The sequence below is a fragment of the Chryseobacterium sp. MDT2-18 genome, from assembly GCF_030815285.1.
Classification (GTDB): domain Bacteria; phylum Bacteroidota; class Bacteroidia; order Flavobacteriales; family Weeksellaceae; genus Kaistella; species Kaistella salivictor.
The window spans coordinates 15,090-35,514 of sequence record NZ_JAUSWQ010000013.1; the positions used below are offsets into that span (position 1 = coordinate 15,090).

Below are 20,425 nucleotides of genomic sequence, written 5' to 3' on the forward strand. Positions count from 1 at the left end.
TTAAAGCTAGGATCTTTAAAAGGGCAGTAAAATAGAAATTAATAAATAATTGTAATATGAGATTAAATTTAACAAGTTTGGCAGTAGCGGTAATTTTACCTACAGCCGTATTTGCACAGGATTCGATAAAGAGTTCTACAGGTAGTTATCCCAATTCGTATACCTCCGGGTCTGCAAATGTTTCACCTTTTACTCAGGAATCAAAGAGATTCAATGACTGGGCTATCTCAGCGGGGGCAGGTATTCCATTGATGCATTCAGCCGATTTAAACTCCCTTAAAGAGTTTGGAGCAGGTCAAAACCTTATCGGATGGTCTGGTTATCTGAGTGTAGATAAAGCGATTTCGCATGCTTTCGGTCTTAAGTTACAGTACGACAAAGGAGAAACAAGACAGGGAGCTGTAAATACCAAAGACCATGTAGCTTCTCCCAATGGTGATGCTGGAAGAACACAGTATGATGCCATTTCAATTTTAGGTGATTTGAACTTTTCAAACCTTTTGAGAAGAGTTGATAACAAGTCTCCGTACAGATGGGCTTTGCACGGGTATGCAGGTGTAGGAACTTTAGCTTACAGAGCGTACAGACAAAACGCAGGAGCTTCTTATAACCAACAGTTGGTTACCGAAATCAAACCATTTAAAGCAGGCAGTATATTCGGCCAGGGTGGTGCAGGTTTAAAATACCGTGCTTCCCGTTCACTGGATCTTGAAGCAAGAGGAATGTATGTCTATACAGGAGACGACACTTTCGACGGTGCACGCACCAAGGGTGGTAGTAATTCTGATAACTTCATTAACCTTACTTTAGGGGCGACCTTGAATTTGGGCAAACACGAATCCCATGTATTCTGGCATGATCCATTACAGGAAATGTATTACAGAGCGGATGTTTTGGCTGCAAAAAGCCAGGATATCGAAGTTTGTAAATCAGGTGATGCTGACAATGACGGAGTTTGTGATGACTGGGACAGACAGTTAGATACTCCTCAGGGAGCAAGAGTTGATGGTGCCGGTGTTGCTTTAGATGTTGATTTAGACGGCGTTATTGATTTGTATGACAAGTGTGTTACCGTTCCTGGACCTGTTGAAAACAACGGTTGCCCTACGAATTCCACTTCTGTAGTGGGAGATAACACCAGAGTATTGGAAGGAATTGAATTCGATTTTAATTCTGACAGGATTTTGCCTTCAAATACCCCAATCCTTAACAATGCGGCTAACTATATTAATTCCTCTGCAGGAGCATACAATGTGATTGGTGGAGCGGATACTACAGGAACAGCTGTTTATAATCAGAGACTTTCTGAAAGAAGAGCGAATACCGTAAAAAATTATTTAATCCAAAATGGCGTAAGTTCAGGTAAAATCGACGCGATAGGAAGAGGTGAAACCAACCTTAAATATCCGGAATGTAACCCAGCGAGCAAATGTCCGGAATGGAAAAACAGAGCGAACAGAAGAGTTTATTTTGAAGCAAAATAATATTCTTAAGTTTTAAGATTCTAAAGAAAGCCACTTAATTGTGGCTTTTTTCGTTTTCAGATGCTGCTGTTGACGGGTTTACTTCGGTACGCTCGCAATGATATTGCACAGAAGATGCATTGGGCACCAGAACCCTCATCATGAATATAGATATCTCTTTCTATTTAATAAAAATATACATTTTTCAACTTTAATCGCCTGTGATAAGTTTAATAACAATCATTATCCATATCACTTTTTTTTCTTAACATAACTCCGTCGTAAAGCAGCAATAAAAGAAGAATACCAAATTTTTGACAATTGTTGATATTGAACGTTAGGAGTTTTTCCTCATCCTGTTGTTCTTTTAACTCCTGTGTTTTTATTTTTAAATTTAATCATGCTCTACACTGATTTTTTCAAAACCACTTTTTTCAGCAGTAAGGTCAGCCAGGTTGTTGCAACAAAAGGGAAAGTAAATACGCCGCCGAATGCATCTAAAATCTTGTAATCAACTATTAAATCATTTAATACGGCCGTAATAACAACCGCGATGAGTACCCATAATCCATCAATCTTTTTATGCCCGGAAAAAAAGATGGCAGACAGAACAGCATTGAACCCGAAAAGCCCCATGTGCACATGTTCGAGCGCCTCCCCATTAAGCTGCGAAATGTAGGCACTCAATAACGAGCCCGCCAGACCGTACAGGGCCGCAACAGGCGAACCGATAAAAACACCCAGGAAAAATAAAAATCCGGATAGAGGGCTCCCTTGGAAGATTACTTCACCAAAACCCTGGATCGCGGTGAACACATCAATGAATTTTGAGTCTTCGAATTTTACAGACATTAAATCTGAAGGCGGTATTTGTGTATAATGTTGCAGGCTATAAACAAATACCCAACTGATAACAATGAATGGGAATGAAAATGCGCGGAGTTTCCTTGCGATAAAAAAGTTTTGGAATATTGCCGCTAGTACTGAACCCACAATAATTAATACCCATATCAACACCGTTGCCTGAAAGAGGAAAGCCAGCGCAACTCCCACCAAAGACGCGCTGAACCCGTACATTCCGGCATTTATTTCTTTCTGATCATATTTTAGAAATTTGGCGGTGAGTGTTCCAGACGCACCTGCCACTACTGCAGCGAGACCACACTGCCAGCTTCCCAAAAAGATCCCGATGAGGAAAAGCACGCCGGTCCAACTGTTTTCCTGCAGCATAATTTGTCCCACTCCTTTCAGAACCTGATCTACAAAAGGTACTTTTTCGAAAACTTTTTTCATCTCTATTTAGTTTAAATTTTACCAGCCAAAAAAAACCATACCTATTCCACAAAGGGTGATGACAGCGCCACTGACGAGTCCCATGTATTTTTCAAATTTTTCAGAATTAAAAAGGGTGGTCAGGCCGTATCTGCCCAACAGCACCATTCCGAGCATCGTGGCGACCGTGGTCAGAGAAAAGGGAATTACCAGTGCCAGAATTTCCGGTACGGAACGGTTCATCCCCGAATAGAAAAGCAGTGGCGTAAGCGGCTCGCTCGGACCCATCACGAAAATCATGAAAAGGACGAGCGGTGTTACTTTTATGCGGCTTTGCGGCCGTACCATTTCGCCATGGCTGTGTTCGAAAACATATACTTCTTCGCCCATGACATCAAAATGTTTGTGCGGTTTATTCCTTAGCGCCTGATGAAATCCATAAGCCAGATAAGCGATGCCGAAGATCAAAAGCGCCCATCCCGAGAGATTGCCGCGAATGTCCTGAAACCATGCAAAACGGGTCATTTGCCAGCCTAAAAATAATCCGACTGCACCGATCATCAGTGAGCTCAAAACATGCCCAAAGCCGCATACAACCGTCAGAAGAACGGTTTTGCTTTTGCTCCATTTTTTCGATTTCGAAAGAACGATGAAGGGCAGGTAATGATCCGGACCTGAAGCAGTATGGATGAAACTGATAGACGCCGCGCTCAAAGCCAATGCCCACAAAGCTGTATTCATTTTTTTAGGGAGTTAAAATCTTTTCTTCCCACAGGAAATCCTGTACTGCGAGAAAATAATTATACATCACTTCGGCACCGTGCGACAATGCCCTTACTACAAATCCGCCGCTTTCCAGTGCAGAAATTCCGATTTCCACTTCGGGAAAGTCTTTTGATTTTTCTACCAGATGATTGACAAGTTCTGTTTTATCAGTGTCTTTTTTGGTGCTCACAAAAATCAAACTTCCCTGATGGGTGAAATCTTCGAGAATGCCTATATTCTGGATGGGTATTCGCCCCGGTTCTATGAGAACATTATCTTTTACGATCAGTTTCCCTTCATGGAAAACCTCGGTCAGGTTGTGGAATTTTTTCAACTTAAAAACTTCACCGTAGTGTTTTCTTCCGCAGGTAATAATCTCGCTGATCAATACGCTGCTTTCTTTTCCCAATGTAATTTTTGCCCGGCTTTCAAAATTTGAATTCTCGTGCGGAACTACCGGGTGGGGAACGAAAGCGAAAAAAGCGTGATCCCCAATATCGACCGTCAGATTTTGGGTGGCTTTATTTTCCATATCAAACAGCCGCTGATACGACTGCGAAGCCAGCTGCAAGCGGCTCTGTTCTTCCAGACTGATCCCTATAATGTACTGGTCGCCGTCCAGGATTCCCGGTGACGTACTCATGATCATCTGATAAAGTTTGTTGTCTCTTTTCCGTTGTCCTACAGAAACCACACGGAAAGGGGTTCCCACATAAAGATCTTTGATGTAGGATTTTCCTTCTTTATATCCGGCGGTGATATTCAGTCTGCATTCCATTTATCTCAGTAATTCCGGTTCTTCCGCATTTTCCAGCAGTGCATATTTTTTGAGCCATCCGATGACTTTGTCCAAGCCTTCTTCTGTTTTCAGATTGGTGAAAACGAACGGTGATCCGTTTCTCATCCGGCGGGAGTCATTTTCCATCACTTCAAGACTTGCGCCTACATACGGTGCCAGGTCGATCTTGTTGATCACCAAAAGATCGGAGCGTGTGATTCCCGGGCCGCCTTTTCGCGGAATCTTTTCGCCTTCAGCAACATCAATGATAAAGATGGTGACATCTGCAAGATCAGGGCTGAAAGTAGCAGAGAGATTATCGCCACCGCTTTCGATAAAGATCAGCTCGATATCCGGGAATCGGTTGGCCAGTTCGTCGACCGCTTCCAGATTCATACTTGCGTCTTCGCGGATTGCGGTGTGGGGACACCCGCCGGTTTCTACGCCTATGATCCGGTCGCGCGGCAGAAGACTGTTGTGGGTCATGAATTCGGCGTCTTCTTTGGTGTAAATATCATTGGTGATGACGCCCATATCGTAAATGCCATAAAGTTTACGGCTTAATTTTTCCAGCAGTGCAGTTTTGCCTGATCCTACGGGACCGGCTACGCCTACTTTAATATATTTTCTGTTTTCCATTTTTTTAATTTAATGTTAAGACATATAAAGTCTTGAATATAATCTTTCGTGCTGCATGCAGCGGATATCGAACGACGTGTTGCACAGTCCCACATAACTGCGGTCCAGTTCTATGGTTTCGCTGGCTGTTTTTTCAATGACGGGGTACATTTGGAATAGGATGTCCTGCCCATCAAGCTGACCCAATGGAACGAGTTTCACGGCATTGGTGATCATTCCTGCAGCGGAACTGTAATAAAAGCCGAAGAGTGCATCTTGCAATGGAATTTCCAGTAGATGCGCGTAGATTCCGAAAGCGATACAGTAATTGGAGAACGCATTTCCTTTTTTAATTTCGGCTTCGTAGTCTTCCAAAAGCTGGGAAGAACGGTAGCGTTTAAAAATTTTAATAAACCGCAGCCCAAGTTTTTGGCTCGCCTGCCTGATCTCCATAGGCGCTTTCAGTGCAAGGCATTCCTGATCCAGTTTAAGGATTTCATGTAATTCCCCTTTTTCTGCCGCATTATAGGCCAGTTTTACAAACGCGCCGTCATTGTATTTCAGGTTGTAGCGGATCATGTTTTCCACAAATTCCTTCGCGGTTTTGAGGTCGTTTACAATCCTGTTCTGTATGTAGGTTTCCAGACCGTTGGAATGCGAGTAGCCCCCAATAGGAAGCGCAGGGTCTGAGATATGCAGCAGTGTTGCCAGGAACTGTTTATTCATCATCTTTAGAAGAAGCCATTTTTAATATTTTAGTAAAAAGGGACGATCCCAAACTGCCGTGTCCGTGCGGTTCTACATTTGATTTAAGCAAGTTGAGCAGTTTCTTTTTTCTTTTTTCAGGTTGATAGCCTGCCGCGTCCAGCCAGCGGAACATGGGCATTTCAAAAGGCAGCAAAACTTCGCCGTCCTGGATGAAGAGCGGAATGTGTTTGTTACCGATTTCGTAACACACGGTTCCCATTTCGAGCATCGATTTTGGAGTTATGACGATTGCATCGGTCTCCAGTACGTTTACGGCGACAATTTTCTCCTGATTTTCAAACAGGATATCACCTTCGCGCAGGCGCTGTCCTTCGCGCAGAAATTTAATCGCGATCTCCTGTCCCTGTACTGTATTTTTGCGCTGAATTCTTTTGGTTGTTTCATACCATTCCAGATCCAGATAATCTACGGTTTTACCATGAAGAGGCCTTTCAGAAAGATTGCCTGAAATTTCGTTAATAATCATTGTTGAGATTGGTTTTTTGTCCTCGATTTCGCTCATAAAAAAATACGGAAGTCCACCGTGAAGCGAGCTCCCGCAGTTTCAGTTTAATTTTAAAAAAGGAAATATCTTTGTGCCAACGGCAGTTCTTCCACCGGATCACAGGTGATGTACTCGCCGTCCACATATACTTTGTAGTTTTCGGGATTGACTTCAATGTTCGGAGTTTTGTCATTGTGAATCAAGTCTTTTTTACCGATGTTGCGGCAGTTTTTCACCGGCAGGAAAATCCTGTTGAGCTGATAGCTGTTAATGGTTCCGTTTTCGATGGATGCCTGGGAAACGAAGGTGATGCTCGTTTTCTGTACCGCGGTGCCGAAACCACCGAACATCGTTTTGTAAACGATTGGCTGTGGTGTTGGGATCGAGGCATTAGCATCGCCCATTTTACTGGCACTTACAAAGCCGCTTTTTACGATCATTTCAGGTTTTACCCCGAAAAATGCAGGTTTCCAAATGACGAAATCGGCGATCTTGCCCACTTCCAGTGATCCTACATAGTCGGAGATTCCATGCGCGATGGCAGGGTTGATGGTATATTTTGCGATGTATCTTTTAACGCGGAAATTGTCATTTCCTTTGCCTTTGTCTTCTTCCAGTTCCTTGCGCTGCAATTTCATCTTATCGGCGGTCTGCCATGTTCTCATAATGACTTCTCCGCAACGTCCCATCGCCTGGGAATCGGAACTCATGATGCTGAAAACGCCCATGTCATGAAGGATGTCTTCGGCTGCGATTGTTTCCGGACGAATACGGGAATCGGCAAAAGCGACATCTTCGGGAATCTCTTTACTCAAATGATGGCAAACCATCAGCATGTCTAAATGTTCATCGATCGTGTTCACGGTAAACGGACGGGTAGGGTTGGTAGAAGCCGGTAATACGTTTGGATACATCGCGGCTTTGATAATGTCCGGAGCATGGCCTCCTCCCGCGCCTTCCGTATGGAATGTGTGGATTACCCGTCCGTCGATGGCGGCAATGGTATCTTCCAGGAATCCGCTTTCATTCAGGGTGTCGGTATGGATGGCGATCTGGATATCGTATTTATCGGCTACTTTCAGCGATGCGTCGATTACTGCCGGAGTAGCGCCCCAGTCTTCGTGGACCTTAAGCCCCAGTGCGCCGGCTTCGATCTGTTCTTCCAGAGGTTCCACGGTGGAGCAGTTTCCTTTGCCGAAAAATCCCAGATTCATGGGAAAGGCTTCAGTGGCCTCCATCATTCTCTGAATATTGAATTTTCCCGGTGTTGAGGTTGTGGCATTGCTGCCGTCATTTGGTCCGGTTCCTCCACCGATCATCGTAGTGATTCCACTGTAGAGTGAAGTTTCGATCTGCTGCGGGGAAATAAAGTGAACATGAGTATCGATTCCACCCGCTGTAACGATCATTCCGGCACCGTTGTGGACTTCTGTAGAAGCGCCGATAATCATTCCGGGGGTAATTCCATCCATGGTATCTGGGTTTCCTGCTTTACCGATCCCGACGATTTTGCCGTCTTTAATCCCGATATCTGCTTTTACAATTCCCCAGTGATCGATCAGAATTGCGCGGGTAATGCACAGATCCAGAACGCCCTGTGATCTTAGAAATGTAGAATTCTGTCCCATTCCGTCGCGTACGGTTTTGCCGCCACCAAAAATAGATTCATCGCCATAAATTCCGAAGTCGTCTTCTACTTCTATGATCAGATTGGTATCTCCAAGACGAATTTTATCACCCGTTGTAGGTCCAAGGATATTCGCGTACTGTTTTCTGTCTACTTCTAAACTCATTTTTTATAAAGATTTATAGTTCAAAGATTTCATTTTAGCAAGTGCCCGGTCTTTCACCTCCTGAGAGTCGATAGATCCGCTTACAAGATTGTCGAAACCGTAGAAATTCCGGTCTCCTCCAATCTCTACCAGTTCTACTTCTTTTTCTTCGCCGGGCTCAAAACGGACTGCAGTACTTGATATGATATTCAGTCTTTTTCCGAAGGCTTCATCGCGGTTAAACAACATCGCTTTGTTTACTTCAAAAAAATGATAATGCGAACCTACCTGTATGGGTCGGTCGCCGGTATTGGTCACTTTTATTTTTACGGTCGGCCTGCCTTCATTACAGATAATCGTGCCTTCTTTTACAAATATTTCTCCAGGTATCATAATGCTTTGTTTTTTGAGATTATCGGATAGGATTGTGCACGCTCACCATTTTGGTTCCGTCGGGGAACGTTGCTTCAATCTGTATGTCATGGATCATTTCGGGCACGCCGGTCATCACGTCATCTCTCGTAAGAATATTTGCGCCTTCGTGCATGAGGTCGGCAACGCGTTTTCCGTCTCTTGCTCCTTCCATCACAAAATGACTGATCAGGGCTATAGATTCGGGGTAATTCAGTTTCACACCCCTTGCTTTTCTTTTCAGAGCAAGTTCTCCAGCGGTGTGCAGCATCAGTTTTTCGATTTCTCGTGGTGTTAAATGCATCTCAGTATTTTTAATTAATTTTAAGTTTAACAGCTATTGCTCCATGTTTACAGAAAAACTAAAAAGGCTTGCTCTGAAAACAAAATGTAACGGATCATTTCATAGAACCACCATCTGCATTGACTGCTAATGAATCTGCCTGCAATGGTAAATTAAAAAATAAAATAGGTGCACGAAACACAGTTCTCCTGTGCCTTCATCTGAAAAGCACTCCACTGCAGTTTTCCGGAAGTAGAATACATACCGGTTTTTCGTGCCTTTATCTTAAGCGGCAAAATCTTTATCATGATCAGTTTCGGAAAAGGAACCTTTGGGTATTCTCATTATTGCTGAGATTTGAAATGACAGAACTGTCTGGATACAACGGGAAAATGGCAACAGCTGATCTTTCCAAACAGCGGGTATCAATTTAATCAAAACAATGAGTGAACATTACTTGGTTTTCTTTACTTTGTTATACAAATTAACAACTATTTATGTATAAATAAATGTTAAAAATTGATACATGAGTGTTAAATTTTGCGGATAGTGGAATTGGTTTTTTTGTGATAGTGAGCGTTGGTTGGGGGCAGCGCTGTTGCACCTCCTTACAATGATCTGTCTTAACCGGAAATACATGTTTTAAATCTGCCTTTGTCGAGGGCTTGGATGAACGCTTTCAGCAGTTTCAGTTCTAAACTTCCGCTTAATCAGTTCAATTTATTCATTCTTCTTTGTTTAATTAAGGAAAGGCTAAGGAGTATAAAAAATCCCTTGGTTAAAAAATTAGATATTTACTGAGAATAATACCTCTCTTAAGTTCCGAAAAATCAATCTGTTTTTTCAGTCAAAAATTTCTTAAATTTGCATTCTTATAAATTCGCCCAAAGCCAATCGCTAAAAGCCAAAATCAACTATGACTTCACAAAATATACGCCAGCAGTTTTTAGACTATTTTAAAAGTAAAAATCACCTGATCGTACCGTCAGCGCCGATTGTACTGAAAGACGATCCTACTTTGATGTTCTCCAATTCTGGAATGACCCAGTTTAAGGATTACTTTTTAGGTTATAAAGAACCGAAATCACCGCGAATTGCAGACACACAAAAATGTCTGAGAGTTTCCGGGAAGCATAATGATTTGGACGATGTCGGCCGCGATACTTACCATCACACGATGTTTGAAATGTTAGGGAACTGGTCATTTGGTGATTATTTTAAAAAAGAAGCCATTGGTTATGCCTGGGAATTACTGACAGAAGTTTATAAGATTCCGAAAGAAAATTTATATGTTACTGTTTTTGAAGGTGATGCTTCCGAAAACTTAGACCGCGACCAGGATGCCTACAATTTCTGGAAAGCTCATATTTCTGAAGACCGGATCATTAACGGAAATAAAAAAGATAATTTCTGGGAAATGGGCGAGAGCGGACCTTGTGGACCTTGTTCCGAAATTCATGTCGATATCAGAACAAACGAAGAGAAAGCCAGAGTTTCCGGTTTGGAGTTGGTGAATAACGATCACCCGCAAGTGGTAGAAGTCTGGAATCTCGTTTTTATGGAATTCAACAGAAAAGCCGACGGAAGTCTGGAAAAACTGCCAAAGCAGCACGTAGATACCGGAATGGGTTTTGAGCGTTTGTGTATGGCTTTACAAGGCAAAACTTCGAATTATGATACCGATGTTTTCACGCCTTTAATTCAAAAAGTAGAAGAACTTTCAGGAAAAAAATATACCGGAATTTTAGAAGACGAAAAAGATATTGCCATCCGCGTGGTGGTCGATCATATCCGGGCGGTTACTTTTGCAATTGCCGATGGACAGTTGCCTTCAAACGGTGGCGCTGGTTACGTAATCCGCAGGATTTTGCGCCGCGGAATCTCGTATGCTTACCGATTTTTAGGAATGAAAGAAGCTTTCCTTTTTGAATTGGTGGCTGTTTTAAGAACCGAAATGGGCGACTTTTTCCCTGAACTGGTTAAACAGCAAAAACTGGTGACGGAAGTGATCAAAGAAGAAGAAACTTCTTTCCTGAAAACCATCGAACACGGTTTAAAAAGAATTGATTTAATTATTAACGATACGATTTCAAAAGGACAGAAAACCCTTTCCGGCGTGGATGTTTTCGAATTGTACGATACGTACGGTTTCCCCGCGGATTTATCGAGAATCATCGCTGAAGAAAAACAGTTGACCGTTGATGAGCAAGGTTTTGAAGAAGAAATGACCAAGCAGAAACAGCGTTCCAAAAAATCATCCGCACAAAAAGTTTATGACTGGGTTGTTTTAGAGGAAAAAACAGAATCTTTTGTAGGGTATGATGTCCTGGAAACTGAAACCTATATTACAAGATACCGGAAAATAGAAAATAAAGACGGTGAGTTTTATCAGATCGTGCTTTCCAAATCGCCATTCTATCCTGAAGGTGGCGGGCAAGTGGGTGACAAGGGAATTTTAATTCCCAGTTATACCGCAGGTTTTGATATTTCAAATCCAAGCGTTTTTGATATTACAGACTGTTCAGAAATCATCGAAGTGCTGGAAACCAGAAAAGAAAATAATCTGATCGTCTCTTTAATTAAAGATTTGCCGAAAGATGCAGGTGCAGTTTTTTATGCTAAAGTAAACGAATCGGAAAGAAGAAATACTCAGGCGAATCACTCGGTGACGCATTTGCTTCACGAAGCGCTGCGCGAAGTTTTAGGGACACACGTGGAACAGAAAGGATCTTTCGTAGGTCCGGATTATCTGCGTTTTGATTTTTCCCATTTTTCTAAAATCAGTGAAGAAGATTTGAAAGTGGTTGAAGAAAAGGTGAATGCAAAAATCAAAGAAAATATTGCCCTTCAGGAATTCCGTGAAATCCCAATTACGGAAGCCATGGAAAAAGGAGCAATGGCACTTTTCGGTGAGAAATACGGCGATAAAGTAAGAATGATTCAGTTCGGTTCTTCCAAAGAACTGTGTGGGGGAACGCATGTGAAACATACGGGAGAAATCGGTCATTTTAAAATTCAGAACGAAAGTTCTACTGCAGCCGGAATCCGTAGAATAGAAGCGATTTCCGGAGATCAGTCTGCGGCTTATTTCAGGAATTTGGAAACCCAGCTGAAAGAGATTTCTTCTTTATTAAAGTCAAAAGAGCTTACAAAATCAGTGGAGAAACTGATCGAGGAAAATACTTCTTTAAAATCTGAAATAGAATCTTTGAAAAAAGAGAAAGCAAAATCTGAAACGTCGAACTGGGCCAATGATTTCGTTCAGAAAGAAGATAAAAAATTACTGGTGAAGAAAGTTTCTCTGGATGCCGGTAGCGTGAAAGATATTGTGTTCCAGTTGAAGAAAGATGTTGCGAATTCAGTGATTATCGTCCTTTCTGATGCGGATGGGAAACCGATGATTACCGTAGGCGTATCTTCAGATTTAGAAGCAAAATACCACGCGGGAAATATCGTGAAAGATTTGGCTAAGGAGATCCAGGGCGGCGGCGGCGGAAATCCGGGCTTTGCAACAGCAGGTGGAAAAAACCTGGATGGAATTGAAAACGCTTATCAAAAAGCACTCGCTCTGTAAAAAAGCAACAGAAATTTTAACAAAAAATCCCGAAAATTTTACAATCTTCGGGATTTTTGTTGATGATGAGGTCGTTTATTTGTTTCCGCCACCTCTTGCAACCAATGCAATGATAACGATCAGTACCAATGCACCGACTACCCAAACCAGTGGATTACTCATCCAGTCTCCGCCCATCGCGTCATTTCCTTTGTTCACATCTACATCCACTTTTAAATCGGAAGCTTTTTCCTGCGCTTTTACCAAAACTACGGCAAAGTTTGCCATCACTGCCAATGCGAAAATCTGGATCTTTGAGAATAAATTAGTACGTGTCATAATTTTAATTTTTTAATGTTAATAAAATTAACAATTCTAAAATCGTACCAAATAAAAAAAGCTCTTATTTTTTCCGGGTGAAAATGAGGATTTAAAACCGGTATTCCATTAAGTAATCATCCATTACATAACCGTTTCCGATGTCAAAAATACCTTCTGCAAATACCGAAAATCCTTGCGATTCATAAATTTTTTTTGCAGGATTATCTTTGTTGACGTTCAGGATAATTCTCCTGTCTGAAGTTTCTGCGACTTTTTCTTTTAAGAAATTGATGGCTTTTTTGCCGAGACCTTTTCCTTTGAATTCTTCTAAAAGATAAATGCGGTGGAGTTTGGCAGTGTCTTTTTCATAATGAAATTCGAAACCGATAAATCCGGCAGCGCTCCCATTATTTAAAATGAAGTAATAGTGATAATTTGGATTTTTGAGCTGGTCAGAAATTTCCTGCTGAGAATACATTTCCTTCAACATATAATCGATCTGATCTTGCGGGAGAATGTTTCTGTAGGCTGCATTCCAGGATTTTTCTGCCAGTTGCTGAAGAAGAGGAATGTCTTTTTCCGCTGCTTTTATAAATTCAACCATGAGGTTTTATTTTTTAATTAACTCAATTCCAGTAAGGTTATTTCAGGATCGATGCCGACTCTTCCGGGATAACCGATCACGCCAAAGCCCCGGTTGACATAAAGCGATTTTCCATTGCTTTCATATAAATCTGCCCATTTTTTATAACGGTACTGCACCGGAGACCAACGGACGTTTTTCAGATCAAGCCCAAACTGCATGCCGTGGGTGTGCCCCGAAAGCGTGAGCTGTACATTGGAAGGATGATTTTTTACGATGGCATCAAAATGCGTGGGATCGTGGCTCATCAATAATTTCGCAGCTTCGGCAGGGATCCCATAAGACGCTTCATCCAAATCTCCATATTGTGGAAAAGGTTTTTCGCCCCAGTTTTCTACACCAAGTACATACAGTTTTTCGCCGTTTTTTTCAATGATCCGGTGCTCATTTCTAAGCATTTCAAAGCCGGCCTGTTTTTGTAATTCAATTAAATTGGGAATGTTCTGTGCTTTTTCGGCCGCCGAATTCCAGGTACCGTAATCGCCGTAATCATGATTTCCGAGAATTGAAAACTTGCCGTCTTTCGACTGTATGCTTTGGAATAAGTCCACAAAAGGTTTAAACTCGCTGGCGTAATTATTGACCATATCGCCGGTAAACAGGACTAAATCTGGTTTTTGCTCATTAATTAAATCGATGGCTTTCTGCAGTTTTTCGGGACGGAGAAAACTGCCGGCGTGGACATCGGAAATCTGCACGATTTTGTAACCGCTGAAACTTTTCGGCAAACCCGCTATCTTTAATTTCACTTTTCTTATCGAATGCCTGTATTTTCCAAAAACAATCCCATCCAGAAATAAACCTGAAAGCAGTGCTGCAGTTCCTATTCCGACGATACTTAAAAATTTCCTGCGTTCGGGAATGTGATTTTCGGCCGTGCCAAATAATTGAACGGTATATTTAATTCCCCGTCCGAAATCTTCGATCAAAAGAAAGAAAACCACAAAAAGTTTAGGAAGTAAAAAAACTAAAAATACCGAAGCGACAATCTGTACCTGCTGATGATCGCGTTCTGTACGTTTGAAATTAAGGACTTCATAAATGAAAAATAAATACACCAAAACCGTAATTGCCCAATAAGCAATCCGAAGGGAATTATTGTTTGTGACGGTTTTAAAAGCCTGATACACATAAAATTCAAGGGCGAATAAAATTCCGGTAATTATTAAAATATTTCTTTGCATAATTTTTAGATCAATAAAAAAGCACAAAACAAATTTTGTGCTTTTCTTTATTTTGTGACTTGTTAATTAAGGAAAACGGTAAACAATCGCGTTGATGTTCATTCCGGCTCCTACCGAAGTGAAGACGATATTTCCTTTTTCTTTGAATGATTGACCCTCCATTTTTCCTTTCCTAATTAAATCGAACATGGTTGGTATTGTAGCCACAGAAGAGTTTCCTAGATATTGAATCGTCATTGGCGAAACCGCGTGATCGTAATCTGTTCTGCCGTAGAGTTTAAACAAGCGGGAGATCATGGCATAATCCATTTTGGCATTTGCCTGGTGAATTAAGATTTTATCGATATCGTCGATGGTTAAATTTGCTTTGTCAATGGTTTCTTTAATCGCATCAGGAACATTTTTCAAGGCATATTCGTAGATTTTTCTACCGTGCATTCTGATGTATAAAGGTCTGCGGTCTTCATCTTTTTTTAAAGAAGGTGCATTTTCGAGATAGTTTAATTCCGGTCCGTTATCACAAATGGTTGAATCGGCAATGATTCCCACGGTTTCATCGTCGGTTGCCTGTACAACGACCGCTCCGGCCCCATCGGCAAAAATCATTTTGTTGCGGTCAAATGCGTCGGTTACTCGGCTTAGGGTTTCAGATCCTACCACCAATATTAATTTTGCTTTTTTAGCTTTAATAAGCGTATCTGCCAAAATCATGGCTTCTACCCAACCGGGGCAGCCAAAAATCATGTCGTAATTTACGGTTCTTCTGTTTTTAATGTTGAGTTTGTTTTTCACTCTGGAAGACATCGAAGGCATGAAGTTGGTCATTCCGTTTTGGTCAACTTCACCAAAATTACTGGCGTAAATAATATAGTCTAAATCTTCCTGGTCTATTTTTGCGTCCGCGATGGCTTCTTTTGCCGCGCGGTATCCCAAATCAGAGTTAAATTCGTCTTCTTCCAGGTAGCATCGGGTTTCAATTTCGGTGATTTCTACAAATTTTTGAATGACTTCTTCGTTCGGTTTGTCGATTTTTTCACCTTCGTCGGTGTAAAAAACAGAGTCCATGAAGTATTCTTTACCGATTACCTTAGTAGGAATGTAACTTCCTGATCCGATTATGATTGTATTGGGCATATAATGATATGAAAAATTTAGGGCAAATTTAAGAATTATTATTGTACCGTAGTAAAACAAAATTATTATTAAATTTGCAAAAGTTTTTTCACCACAATATTTTATATGAAAATCAGTGCATCTACCAAAGGTTTAATTATTTCAGTCATTACTGTATTGGTCGCCTTCGGGATTTATAATTTCTTTTTAGCGAAAAAAAATTATTACCTGGTGGATAATCCCACCGAAAATACTTTTTATTTTACTATTAATAACGGGACAGAAAACATTATTTCGGCAGGGCAGAAAGTGCATGTTGATTTAAAGAAAGGCAAAAACGAGATTAAAGTTTTTGACGGTCAAAAAAAAATGCTGTATGATTCAGGTTTTGTGGTGAATAAAAACCGCGGCCTGCTGAATATCGCTCACCGGGATTATTATATCAACGAACAGTTTTATGGCTATGGATTAAATAAGGACTCTTTGATCGCGGCGAGAAAACAAACCAATATCGACGGGAAATTATATCTGAATGCTCCCGTTCATTTTAATAAATTATATACCGATGCTTTTTATTACAATATCGACGAAAAGTATGATGGAATAGTAAAAAACATCCAGAAAGTAGAATCCAGAACAAAAATTTTCCGGAAAGAAGATTTTTTGAATTATTATAAAGAATATTATCAATTTAAATAAGACACCTTGAACCAAGTTACCCCTTACAATACCGAAGCCGGCAAGAAAAAAGAAGTCGAAGATATGTTCGACAATATCGCACCGAAATATGATCTGCTGAATCATGTGCTCTCTATGAAAATAGATGTTTTATGGAGAAATACCCTGGTGAAGTGGATGAATGCTGATCAGCCGAAAGAGGTTTTGGATGTGGCCACCGGAACCGGAGATTTAGCAATCGCCGTACAAAAAGGAACCGGTGCAAAAATGATTGGTTTGGATCTTTCGCAGCAAATGCTGAACGTAGGGATAGAAAAAATCAGGAAGATTAATTTGACCGAACAAATCGAAATGATCAAAGGAGATGCAGAAAATCTTCCTTTTGAAAGCAATAAATTTGATGCGGTTTCCGTTGCATTTGGAGTGCGTAATTTCGAGAATTTAGAAAAAGGGCTTTCAGAATTGAAAAGGGTAGTGAAAGAGGGAAAGAGCGTTTATATTCTGGAGTTTTCCAAAGTAGAAGGTTTTTTAGCTCCATTTTATATGTTTTATTTTAAAAATATCTTACCTCAAATCGGTAAATTGGTTTCAAAAGATAACCGCGCATATACCTACTTGCCGGATTCTGTAAATGCTTTTCCTTTTGGAGAAAAAATGAAAACCATTTTATTAAATGTTGGATTTCGAAAAGTAGAATACAAAAAACTAAGTTTAGGAATCGCAACCATTTATAAGGCCACCAAATAATAATATGTTGAAAAACTTTTTTAAAACGAGCATCGTTGCTGCCTTTTGTTTTGCAACATTTAGCAATGCACAGTTGTTCCGGACCAAAGACAGGATGGATCATCTGGAAGGATTTGATGAGCAGAAATTCAGTTATGGATTTTACCTCGCTGGCAATAATTTCGATTACAAACTGGTTCTTGATCCTAAGTTCGGGATGGATGGGCAAAAGAATTTGGTACAGACCAAATCTGCCTATAGTTTCGGCGCCGGTTTAATCGGGAAGTTAAGATTAAGCGATTATTTCGATTTAAGAATCGAACCGGGTCTGCAGTTCGTGGAACGCGAAATTTATTTCGACACGCAGTCCAACGATCAGTTTGCGGCAGGGACGCCGGCCAATCAACCTTTTGCGCCGAGAGTTTTAACGGATGCTGATAAATTAAGAACTGTAAAATCAACTTACGTAGATATTCCTCTGTTAATAGAGGTTCACGGTGACCGTTGGTATAATTCCCGACCTTATGCCGCCACCGGGGTCAACTGGATGATGAATCTGCAATCCAACAGCAAGGCAGAAGACGACAATCAGCAGGGGATTTTCCGTACCACGGGGAGTAATCTGGCCTGGTCGGCAGAAGTGGGAATTCAGTTTTATTTCAGCAGGTTTAAACTGACGCCGGGCTTCAGGGGAACCTTTATGATCAATAATGAATCTGTGGCAGATAATGCCGAAACGCCGCCCTACTGGTCATCAGCAATCTCGAGTGCGAAAACCAGAGCGTTCATGTTTGTATTGAAATTTGAATAAAAAAGGGATGGTTTTTTAATAACAGGGAGAAGGTTCTAAGACTTTCTCTTTTTTATTTCGCAATTTCTAAAATTAGTACTCAATAAGTTATACTTTCAAATTAATTTTTTATATTTTTGCTACAGAGTTAGAATAAATTAACCTGGAGAAATGCTCAAAGATTTAGAAAATAATTTTTCGCTTTTAGAAAAGAAGATTTTGGCGGTAAAAAAAAATTACGAGAATCTTAACGAAAAATATATCGAATTAAATCAGGAGCATGAAGAGCTGAAGATGAAATACGAAGAGGAAAGAAAAAGAAACCAGGTTTTAGCAGAAGAACAAAAAGATATAAAACTTTATTCAGCAATATCAGGAAATCCGGATCATAACCGATTGATGAAGAACCATATCAACCGGTTGATCAAAGAAGTGGATTATTGTATTGCGGAACTTCAAAACAGTGGATTGTAATGGATGTAAGAAGAATAACCATCACCATTGCCGGCAGAAGTTATCCGCTGAATGTACCCTCCGCCGAAGAAGAAACTTTGCGCAAAGTCGGGAAACAGATTGAAGCAATGATTAAAGATTTTGAACAGAATTTTGACGTTAGAGACAAACAGGATGCTTTGGCGATGTGTTGCTTAAAATTAGGAACCAACGCTGAAGTGGCACAGATCAACAACGATAAAAATATAAAAGATTCCACGGAGCGGTTGATGAATATCAATCAATTTTTGGAAGAGTTGGAAAAGTAGATTTTTCTTTTTCACTCAACAACTGCCTACAATAGTTCTAACACATTACAGGTAAACTCAACGCAAAACTATTACCGAACGAAAGTTTATTTAATGGCGTGCCGACATGCTCGGATTACAGAAAATAAAAAACAGTTCAAATCGTGTTGATTAGGAGTTTACTCTAAATCCGTGAACTGTTGTAGGTTTTTTTTAACCCATAATCAAGGTCGTAGAGGTTTCAAATTGAAATGATTTTGAAGCTAACGGCTTGATTTTTAACAAACTTAATATTAAACTAAACATATATGACAACAATCACCATTATTATTATCGGTATTGTTTGCTTGGTTGTAGGAGCGGTAATTGGAATGGTTTTTTCCAAAAGTGCTCTTAACACAAAAGCGAAATTCATCGTAGAAGATGCAAAGAAAAACGCCGAGAACCTTATAGAAAAAGCCACCGTACAGGCAGAATCCATTAAGAAAGAAAAGCATTTTCAGGCCAAGGAAAAATTCATGGAACTGAAATCGCAACATGACGCAGACATTCAGTCCAGAGAAAGAAAAATGCAGGATTCTGAAAAAAGAATCAAAGACAAAGAGCAGAAACTTAATGATGAATTAAGCAAAACAGGCAAACTGGAGAAAGACCTCGACCGTCAAATTGCTGATTACAGTAAAAAACACGAAATTCTCGAAAGAAAACAGCAGGAACTGGATGCGGTTACGGCACAGAAAGTAGAAATCCTGGAAAGAATCTCCGGATATTCTGCCGAAGATGCGAAGAACGAACTGGTAGAAGCTTTGAAAGCAGAAGCCAAAACAAGAGCGCAGGTACATGTTCAGAACATCATGGCGGAAGCGCAACTCAACGCTAAACAGGAAGCTAAGAAAATCGTTATTCAGACCATTCAGAGAATCGGTACAGAACAGGCCATCGAAAATTCGGTTTCTGTATTCAATATCGAATCTGACGAAGTTAAAGGAAGAATTATTGGTCGAGAAGGAAGAAATATCCGTGCTTTAGAAGCGGCTACAGGAGTTGAGATCATCGTTGATGATACGCCGGAAGCTATTTTGCTTTCATGCTTCGATCCGGTAAGAAGAGAGATCGCAAGACTGTCTCTTCACCGATTGGTTACCGACGGTAGAATTCACCCGGCTAGAATTGAGGAAGTAGTAGATAAAACCAAAAGACAGATCGAGGAAGAAATCATCGAAGTGGGTAAAAGAACCGTCATCGATTTGGGAGTTCACGGACTTCACCCTGAACTGGTAAAAATCGTGGGTAGAATGAAGTTCCGTTCTTCTTATGGACAGAATTTATTGCAGCACTCGAGAGAAGTTGCGAATATCGCCGGAACAATGGCGGCAGAATTAGGCCTTAACGTTAAGTTAGCGAAAAGAGCCGGTTTGCTTCACGATATCGGAAAAGTTCCGGAACAGGAATCAGAATTGCCACACGCCCTTCTGGGAATGCAGTGGGCAGAGAAATACGGTGAAAATCCGGAAGTTGTCAACGCCATCGGGGCTCACCACGATGAGGTTGAAATGACCACTTTATTATCGCCGATCATTCAGGTGGCCGATGCGATTTCCGGAGCAAGACCGGGCGCAAGAAGACAGGTTTTAGAATCTTATATACAAAGACTAAAAGACCTGGAAGCAGCAGCTCTAAGTTTCGACGGTGTTTCAAGTGCTTATGCAATCCAGGCGGGTAGAGAACTTCGGGTAATGGTGGAAAGCGGAAAAGTAAGCGATGACCAATCAGCACAGCTTTCTTATGATATCTCAGAGAAAATTCAAAACGAATTAACGTATCCGGGACAAGTTCGGGTAACGGTAATCCGTGAAACCAGAGCGGTGAATATTGCGAGATAAATTTCGTATTAATGATATATAAAACTCCTTTCAGTGATGAAAGGAGTTTTTTTGTGATTTGAAATAATTTTTATTTGAGGAATATCTGTGAAACATTTAAGCATAAAAATGCCCCGAAGGTAGTCGAGGCGCTAAATGTTTTCACAACGGAATAATCCTTATTGTGAATTGCTTTCAAAA

Annotated in this window: 21 protein-coding genes; 8 read left to right on the plus strand and 13 right to left on the minus strand. The window is 40.8% G+C overall.

Annotated elements, in window-relative coordinates; genetic code table 11:
* Positions 1-56 precede the first annotated feature (56 nt).
* Complete coding sequence (locus QF004_RS12330) at positions 57-1,484, plus strand: OmpA family protein (RefSeq protein WP_133439879.1); 1,428 nt, start codon at positions 57-59, stop codon at positions 1,482-1,484.
* A 384-nt stretch (positions 1,485-1,868) separates the two neighbouring features.
* Here the strand turns inward: QF004_RS12330 and QF004_RS12335 are convergent, their stop codons facing one another.
* The 9 genes from QF004_RS12335 to ureA are packed head-to-tail and all read right to left on the minus strand — an operon-like array spanning position 1,869 to position 8,635.
* Positions 1,869-2,756, minus strand: coding sequence for an urea transporter (locus QF004_RS12335; RefSeq protein WP_307426768.1), 888 nt, complete (start codon positions 2,754-2,756; stop codon positions 1,869-1,871).
* Between the two features lie 18 nt (positions 2,757-2,774).
* A complete protein-coding gene (locus tag QF004_RS12340; RefSeq protein ID WP_307426771.1) occupies positions 2,775-3,476 on the minus strand; it encodes a hypothetical protein in 702 nt (233 codons plus the stop codon).
* Between the two features lie 4 nt (positions 3,477-3,480).
* Positions 3,481-4,278: an urease accessory protein UreD gene (locus QF004_RS12345; protein ID WP_133439882.1), complete on the minus strand. Its 798-nt coding sequence runs from the start codon at positions 4,276-4,278 to the stop codon at positions 3,481-3,483.
* A complete protein-coding gene (gene ureG / locus QF004_RS12350; RefSeq protein WP_133439883.1) occupies positions 4,279-4,917 on the minus strand; it encodes an urease accessory protein UreG in 639 nt (212 codons plus the stop codon). It lies immediately after the preceding gene.
* A gap of 15 nt (positions 4,918-4,932) precedes the next feature.
* Complete coding sequence (locus tag QF004_RS12355; RefSeq protein ID WP_307426895.1) at positions 4,933-5,622, minus strand: urease accessory protein UreF; 690 nt, start codon at positions 5,620-5,622, stop codon at positions 4,933-4,935.
* On the minus strand, positions 5,615-6,166 hold the full coding sequence (gene ureE, locus QF004_RS12360) for an urease accessory protein UreE (protein ID WP_307426775.1): 552 nt from the start codon (positions 6,164-6,166) through the stop codon (positions 5,615-5,617). Before ureE ends, QF004_RS12355 begins: the two co-directional genes overlap by 8 nt.
* A gap of 53 nt (positions 6,167-6,219) precedes the next feature.
* Positions 6,220-7,941, minus strand: a complete 1,722-nt coding sequence (ureC, locus tag QF004_RS12365) for an urease subunit alpha (protein ID WP_133439885.1) — start codon at positions 7,939-7,941, stop codon at positions 6,220-6,222.
* 3 nt (positions 7,942-7,944) lie between these two features.
* Complete coding sequence (ureB, locus tag QF004_RS12370) at positions 7,945-8,313, minus strand: urease subunit beta (protein WP_133439886.1); 369 nt, start codon at positions 8,311-8,313, stop codon at positions 7,945-7,947.
* Positions 8,314-8,332: 19 nt separating this feature from the next.
* Positions 8,333-8,635, minus strand: a complete 303-nt coding sequence (gene ureA / locus QF004_RS12375) for an urease subunit gamma (protein ID WP_307426782.1) — start codon at positions 8,633-8,635, stop codon at positions 8,333-8,335.
* Between the two features lie 895 nt (positions 8,636-9,530).
* Here ureA and alaS point away from each other — a divergent pair.
* Positions 9,531-12,188, plus strand: a complete 2,658-nt coding sequence (alaS, locus tag QF004_RS12380) for an alanine--tRNA ligase (protein ID WP_307426784.1) — start codon at positions 9,531-9,533, stop codon at positions 12,186-12,188.
* Positions 12,189-12,263: 75 nt separating this feature from the next.
* On the opposite strand, the gene QF004_RS12385 is transcribed toward alaS, so the two are convergent.
* The 4 genes from QF004_RS12385 to QF004_RS12400 form a co-directional block, all read right to left on the minus strand.
* Positions 12,264-12,506 carry a hypothetical protein gene (locus QF004_RS12385; RefSeq protein WP_133439889.1) on the minus strand — a complete coding sequence of 81 codons (243 nt, stop codon included), beginning with the start codon at positions 12,504-12,506 and terminating at the stop codon, positions 12,264-12,266.
* 91 nt (positions 12,507-12,597) lie between these two features.
* On the minus strand, positions 12,598-13,092 hold the full coding sequence (locus tag QF004_RS12390; protein WP_307426789.1) for a GNAT family N-acetyltransferase: 495 nt from the start codon (positions 13,090-13,092) through the stop codon (positions 12,598-12,600).
* A gap of 17 nt (positions 13,093-13,109) precedes the next feature.
* Positions 13,110-14,315 (minus strand): metallophosphoesterase, encoded by a 1,206-nt coding sequence (locus QF004_RS12395; protein WP_307426792.1) that lies wholly within the window; start codon positions 14,313-14,315, stop codon positions 13,110-13,112.
* Between the two features lie 66 nt (positions 14,316-14,381).
* Entirely contained in the window at positions 14,382-15,449 is a 1,068-nt protein-coding gene (locus QF004_RS12400) for a 3-oxoacyl-ACP synthase III family protein (RefSeq protein WP_133439891.1), read from the minus strand.
* 105 nt (positions 15,450-15,554) lie between these two features.
* Between QF004_RS12400 and QF004_RS12405 the strand changes: the two genes are divergently transcribed.
* The 6 genes from QF004_RS12405 (at position 15,555) to rny (ending at position 20,245) form a co-directional block, all read left to right on the plus strand.
* Positions 15,555-16,127 carry a hypothetical protein gene (locus QF004_RS12405; RefSeq protein WP_307426795.1) on the plus strand — a complete coding sequence of 191 codons (573 nt, stop codon included), beginning with the start codon at positions 15,555-15,557 and terminating at the stop codon, positions 16,125-16,127.
* 6 nt (positions 16,128-16,133) lie between these two features.
* Positions 16,134-16,853, plus strand: coding sequence for a bifunctional demethylmenaquinone methyltransferase/2-methoxy-6-polyprenyl-1,4-benzoquinol methylase UbiE (gene ubiE, locus QF004_RS12410; RefSeq protein ID WP_133439893.1), 720 nt, complete (start codon positions 16,134-16,136; stop codon positions 16,851-16,853).
* Between the two features lie 4 nt (positions 16,854-16,857).
* A complete protein-coding gene (locus QF004_RS12415) occupies positions 16,858-17,643 on the plus strand; it encodes a porin family protein (protein ID WP_307426800.1) in 786 nt (261 codons plus the stop codon).
* Between the two features lie 150 nt (positions 17,644-17,793).
* The gene (locus tag QF004_RS12420) at positions 17,794-18,096 is read left to right on the plus strand and encodes a hypothetical protein (protein WP_133439895.1); all 303 of its coding nucleotides are present in this window, start codon (positions 17,794-17,796) and stop codon (positions 18,094-18,096) included.
* Entirely contained in the window at positions 18,096-18,383 is a 288-nt protein-coding gene (locus QF004_RS12425; protein ID WP_133439896.1) for a cell division protein ZapA, read from the plus strand. The genes QF004_RS12420 and QF004_RS12425 overlap by 1 nt, the downstream gene beginning before the upstream one ends.
* A gap of 287 nt (positions 18,384-18,670) precedes the next feature.
* The gene (gene rny, locus QF004_RS12430; protein ID WP_307426804.1) at positions 18,671-20,245 is read left to right on the plus strand and encodes a ribonuclease Y; all 1,575 of its coding nucleotides are present in this window, start codon (positions 18,671-18,673) and stop codon (positions 20,243-20,245) included.
* Positions 20,246-20,425 lie beyond the last annotated feature (180 nt).